Genomic DNA, 5,969 nt, shown 5'->3' with positions numbered 1-5,969 from the left:
ATATATGATATATTGCCTCATTTAATAATATGTATTAGAATATATCATCACATTAGCGAGGTGTTATTATTAAAATAGAGCTTTTTACATTTTGCGATTTTGCGCAGGAAAACGGCGGAAAACTTACAATCGTAGGGACATTCGATACTATTATTTCGCGTAATTTCCCGTGCGTTCATCCTCAGCTTTCGGTCGTGATCCGCCTGCGCTTTGATCTTTGGGAATTTGGAAACCACGCTTTTAGAATTGAAACCCGCGATTTGGAAGGCGATATGAGCATGGAAACGATTAACGGAAATATCGAAGTAAGGGGCGTGGGAAACGCGTCTGCGGTTTCCCATCTTGTTTTCAGCATTTCAAATCTTCACTTTAAAAATCCAGGACTGATAAATTTTGTCCTATTCATAGATGACAAAGAAATTAGTTCAATCCCTCTTTATATAAGAAAAGGCTAATAGATATTTTTTTTAAGAAGACCTCACACTAAGAACACAAAGTGGGGAACTAATTAGCAATGAGCAATTAGCAATGAACAATGAGCGAAGTTAGCAAGCATAGCGGCTTGCCAAAAAACCGCGCCCGCAAACAACGAAATTGCTCATTGCTCATTTTTCATTGCTCATTGAAATAACACCTTCTTCGTGATCTTAGTGTGAAATCTTGGCGATACGTGATAAAAGTAAAAAGTCGGCGAGTACTAAAGCGGTCATGGCTTCTACTACAGGGACGGCTCTTGGTAGTATGCAGACATCGTGTCTGCCTTTAATCGCGATTTGTTTAACATTACCGTTTTTGTCAAAAGCGGTTTGCGGCTTGCTGATTGAGGGCGTTGGTTTGAATGCGGCCCTGAAAATTATGTCCTGGCCTGAAGAAATGCCTCCCAATATGCCGCCGCAGTTGTTGGTGGCGAATTTGCCGTTGCCGTCATTGTAAGGCAAATCGTTGTTTTCACTGCCTTTCATATTGGCGACTGCGAAACCGGCGCCAAACTCAACGCCCTTGCAGGCTCCTATGGAAATGATCGCCGCCGCAAGACGTGAGTCAAGTTTGTCAAAGACAGGCTCTCCTAAACCGGGGTTTACTCCCGATGCAAGGCAGGTTATTACGCCGCCTGCGCTTTCGCCATCTTTGCGGAGTTCTTCTATTTTGGCGGCGGCTTTTTCCGCGCCAGTTTTGCTTGGGACGCGGAAAGGATTGCGCTCTATTTCTTCAATGTCAAAGCCGTCTTCGCCGGGGGATACTTGGGTTATTCCGGCAATTGATGACGACCACGCCATGATTGATATTCCATGCAGAGAAAGAAATTTCTTGGCTACCGCTCCAGCGGCTACTCGGCAAAGAGTTTCCCTGCCTGAGCTTCTGCCGCCGCCGCGATGGTCCCTAATGCCGTATTTTGCTTCCCATGAAAAATCGGCGTGGCCGGGTCTGTATATGTCTTTTAATTCGTCGTAATCATGGCTGTTCTGGTTTGCGTTGCGGACTATAATCGCTATCGGGCTTCCTAGAGTCTTTCCTTCAAAAACGCCGGATAGGATTTCAGGAGCGTCTTTTTCATCTCTGGAACCGTAGAAGCTTGCGGGACGTCTGCGGGCAAGTTCTTTTTCAATGTCGTTAGCTGAAATTTCCAAACCCGCCGGGCATCCGTCTATCACGCAGCCCATCGCCTGACCGTGCGATTCGCCGAAAGTCGTTACTTTAAATAATTCGCCGAATGTGTTACCTGACATTTAATTATAAATACCTTTTTGCTTCGTCGTTTCCTACTTTGGCGTATAACTCGATATGCTGTTTGGCGGTACTTTGGGCTATTTTATGCATGAGCACTTCTTCAACTTGAAAAAGCCCCACTTCGCTGGACATATTTACGTCAATGCGGATTGGTTTTTCGCCGCCGGGGGTAATGTCTACCTCTTCAATAGAGTTGGCGGAGTATTGGTGAATTTGCCCGACTTTAGCGTTATGTGAAGTAATGGCTATCGGAATGCGCGCCCTTCCCTTGGTCATGTCGCAGCCGTCCGCCACCTGTATTACTCCCGCTTCAAGAGAGGAAACGGTTATCGTGCCCATGTGGCCGGCAATTCCTTCAAGCGCGAGGGCGCGGATCATGACTCTCTTGCGCAAATCATCGGGGTATACCTGATCCAGAATCTTGTCAATTATGGGTATGGCAAGCATCAGGCTGTGCGATTCGTGAAGCTGCCTGCCCATCGCCATGCCGAGGTCGTGAAACATCGCCGCGATCATTACGGCGATAAAGCTGTCTTCATAAGTGCCGCAACCGTCTTCTTCAAGGCTTGTTTTTATACCGGCTTTTTTTAACAGATCGAGCATTATCACGGCGTTATATGTTACCGTGCGCATGTGGACGGGGCCGTGATCGTTGTATCCCAGCCTTATGATGGAAACCGTGTTAGCGTATTCCTGGGCAAATTGCAATTCCTCGTTGGCAAGAAGAAGTTTTAAGCATTTCATCACAGGTTCGGGAAATTTAAACGAGTCAACAAAATCAATAAGTTTAATGTCGATGTTTACTTCTCTGGGGGATTTCATAATTTTTTCTCCTTATTTAATAAATATATAATTTGTTTCAGAGCCGTTCAAGTTGTCAAAGTATACGTTTGAAAAATCCCAACGGTTGTTTAACGCCCAAAAACCTCGTGAGCGCATTAAGTAGATCATGGGGCATTGCTCGAGCATTATGGATTGAAACTCGTCCCAAATCTCCTGCGCCTTTTGATCGTCAATCGTAAACTTGCCTTCGTTGTAAAGATAATCAACACGGGCTTCCCAATCCGTCGCCGGCGACGTTTGATTGGGATACCACATATGCAGGTTACCCGATGTCGGCCATACGTTGCTTCCCTGACTTGGGAAGATATTCGCGCCTGAAAGCCCCATCAGCATGGAATCCCAATCAAATGTTGTAAATAACTGCTGCACCTGTTTTTGAAAATCCAAAACTCGGATGTTCACCTTAATGCCGATTTTTGAAAGTTCGTCCCTTATTATGGACGCTATGTCCTGATAAACTGAGCTTTCCGATCTGATAGTTAAATCAAATTCTATTTTGCGTTTTTTCCAATCACGCATGATTCCCTTTTTATCTTTCTTTATGTCAATGGAAGCCAGAAGTTCAATAGCTCGCTCATCGTCATAAAGGTATTGTAACACGAGCGAGGGGTTATAGTACGGGTTAGGCTCTGGGAAAACATTGAGTTTTGGCTGGGCGAGGCCCCGGTACACTTGGGCGCTTATTCTGTCGCGGTTAAGAAGGCAGCTCATCGCCTGACGGAATTCTTTTTTTGTGAACCATTCGTACTGGGGATTCTTTTCGTTTACTGGATTTTGATTGAATGTCCAAAACGCCGCGCTTAATGAGCCTTCGCTGTTAAAGACGGTATAGTTCGCGTCGCTTTTGTTTATAACGCCGTCAATGTCTTCCGGGCGGAGGTTGTAACTTTCTATTTCGCCGTTTTTAAAAAGCAATAGTTTTGTGTTTTCATCGGGGATTATGCGCATGACCATTTCTTCAAGGTAGGGCAGCGTTACGCCGTTTGCGTCCTTTCTCCAGTAGTCGGTGTTGCGTTTGTAGACAAGCCTCTGCCCGGGCGTGTATTCGATTAAAAACCATTCGCCCATTGAAGGTATTGTCTGCGGGTTTACGGCGACGCTGAACAGGTTTCTGACTCCTTCCACGCCGCCTTGTTTTTTCGCCGGTTCGTATATGTGGCGGGGGCCGAAGTCCATGTTGGTCATTAAATACGGCTCCGCTATTATTCGCGGAAAGTGAAACGAGAAACGCCGATCGTCAATTTTTTCAACGTCGATATGGGCTTCGCTGCCGTCCGGCATTGTTAAGAATTGCCCGTAATAGCTTGAGCTTTGAAAGTCGGGGTCACCGGCTATTTCATCGTACCAGAAGATGATGTCGTCGCTTGTTACTTTTATTTTTTTACCGGTATTATAGTAGCTCCAGTAAACGTCGTTCCTTAATGTGAAGATAACTTGCATTGTGCCGTTTTTTTCGTCAACTTGTATTTGGGCGGAAGCGACTCGTGGTTTCCAACTTCTTGCCACAACGTCGTATTCAAGCAGGTAGTCCGTCATGCAGCTGACTACGGCGGATGTGGAGGAGTCCTGTTCGGCAATAAGGTGGTTAAAGCTTTTAGGGTCTTCGTTCATTACGGTGAACCATGTTCCGCCTATTTTTCCGGGGATGAATTCTTCGCCTCTCCACGGTTTGTTTACCGTTTTAGCGAGCAGTTCCGCAAGTCCCTCGGCGCTGAGAGCTTCTAGTTCCGCAAGGGACATTTCTTGTTGTTTTGTGCAGGAGGCGGTTAAGAGGAATATTATTAAAAGGCTTAATGTTACGGTTTTCATATTGTTATTATGCTGAGATGGGGGGGAAATTGCAATTAGGGAATGAGCAATTAGCAATGAAGAATGGAAGAATTTTACCACGAACCACACGAACTACTACACGATGTATGCCCAAAGAATTTATTTAGTACAGGCATACATCTTCAAGCGCTAATAAGTATTTTACTACTGTGCTCACCTCCTATATTTAGAGTACCGTTGCGATAGGGAGCGGAGTTTTCTCCCTGCTCCCCATTCGCTATTCCCTGTTTCTTACTTTTTCGTCCATACTGAGGCTGTGCCCGCAGGAGATGTTGTAGTATATGTTCCCGCCGTTCCTTTGTCCTTGTCTGTTGCGTAAAACTTGGCACGTATGTCTCCTTGTCCACGGAATGCGTCATCAAATCCTGCTGAAGGAATCGTGCCGCTAAACGTTACGCTGATAAGGGCGCTACAGTACCTAAAAGCATCCTTTCCAATAGTGGTAATGCTGTTAGGCAGAGTTACGCTAGTAAGTTTGACGCAGAGGTTAAAAGCGTTTTTCCCAATGCTTTTAACGCTGTTCGGTATGGTTATATTGGTAAGACTGGCACAGTTCATAAAAGCGTATTCCCCAATGCTGGTAACGCCGTTCGGTATGATTATACTGGTAATCTTGTTTTGGTCTTGAAAAGCACAGTCGTCGATGATGGTAACCGGAAGGTTTTGTATGCGTGACGGAATGTTCACTGCTGTTTTATTACCAACATATTGTGTAATCGTTACTGCGTTTGCTGTTTTCGTTACCTTAAAATCGCTTTCGGGGTCGCCTGATGATGCAGGTGTGGTGGTAGTTGTCGCTCCTTGTCTCGTCCATGTTGTGCTTCTAGCGTCCGGTCTTGTGTATGTTCCAGGCCATCCAATGGCATAACGTTCTGCGTAAAACGTGGAGCGTAAGTTGCCTGTACCTGTGTCGAACGCTAGAGAATCAAAATAACCTAAATTAATTTCTCCTTGAAATGTTACGCTAGTAAGGGCGGCACAAGCGTTAAAAGCGCCATATTCAAGACTGGTAATACCTTTTCCTATGGTAAGGCTGGTAATGCTATTGCATGCATAAAAAGCGCCTTCCTTGATTGTCTTAACGCTGTCGGGTATGGTTACGCTGGTAATGGTTTTGTTGTTTTTGAAAGCGTTGCCTCCAATGATGGTAACTGGAGTATTTTGTATGCTCGGCGGAATACTCACTACCGCTTTTGTACCGACATACTTTTCAATCGTTATCGCGTTTCCGTTTTTCGTTACCTGAAAATCACTTTCAGCGTTATACGTCTGAGCTGACAGCGCCGACACCATGAGCGCAAAAAGCGCTACTACTAAAATTACGTTTTTCTTCATTGAAAAACTCCTTCGGACTTTAGTCCGCTGTAATTTCCTCCTTTTAGACAGGAAATTACGAATAATTACCTGCCTTTAGGCAGAATTTACTCCAACGGAGTAATATAAAAGACGGCTAGAACCAAAGGTTCTTAAACCTTCTGTTCGTAGACCGTCCGTTATGCAAAAATAATATGAGAAAAAAATAAAAATATGGGAAATATATGCTATTAGTTGTTTGACACGATTTTTGT

Annotated in this window: 5 protein-coding genes; 1 reads left to right on the top strand and 4 read right to left on the bottom strand. The window is 44.8% G+C overall.

The window, feature by feature from the left end; all coding sequences use genetic code 11:
- Nucleotides 1–65 precede the first annotated feature (65 nt).
- On the top strand, nt 66–455 hold the full coding sequence (locus ACYVRH_RS10560) for a DUF6941 family protein (protein ID WP_461256876.1): 390 nt from the start codon (nt 66–68) through the stop codon (nt 453–455).
- 192 nt (nt 456–647) lie between these two features.
- On the opposite strand, the gene aroC is transcribed toward ACYVRH_RS10560, so the two are convergent.
- The 4 genes from aroC to ACYVRH_RS10540 form a co-directional block, all read right to left on the bottom strand.
- Nucleotides 648–1,727, bottom strand: coding sequence for a chorismate synthase (aroC, locus tag ACYVRH_RS10555; protein ID WP_461256875.1), 1,080 nt, complete (start codon nt 1,725–1,727; stop codon nt 648–650).
- A gap of 4 nt (nt 1,728–1,731) precedes the next feature.
- Nucleotides 1,732–2,550: a phosphohydrolase gene (locus tag ACYVRH_RS10550; RefSeq protein ID WP_461256874.1), complete on the bottom strand. Its 819-nt coding sequence runs from the start codon at nt 2,548–2,550 to the stop codon at nt 1,732–1,734.
- 12 nt (nt 2,551–2,562) lie between these two features.
- Complete coding sequence (locus tag ACYVRH_RS10545; RefSeq protein ID WP_461256872.1) at nt 2,563–4,380, bottom strand: ABC transporter substrate-binding protein; 1,818 nt, start codon at nt 4,378–4,380, stop codon at nt 2,563–2,565.
- A gap of 252 nt (nt 4,381–4,632) precedes the next feature.
- Complete coding sequence (locus ACYVRH_RS10540; RefSeq protein WP_461256871.1) at nt 4,633–5,736, bottom strand: leucine-rich repeat domain-containing protein; 1,104 nt, start codon at nt 5,734–5,736, stop codon at nt 4,633–4,635.
- Nucleotides 5,737–5,969 lie beyond the last annotated feature (233 nt).

It is taken from the genome of Treponema sp. R80B11-R83G3 (assembly GCF_054786115.1).
Note: the sequence above shows the minus strand (reverse complement) of the source record. Positions and strands in the feature narration are given on the sequence as shown.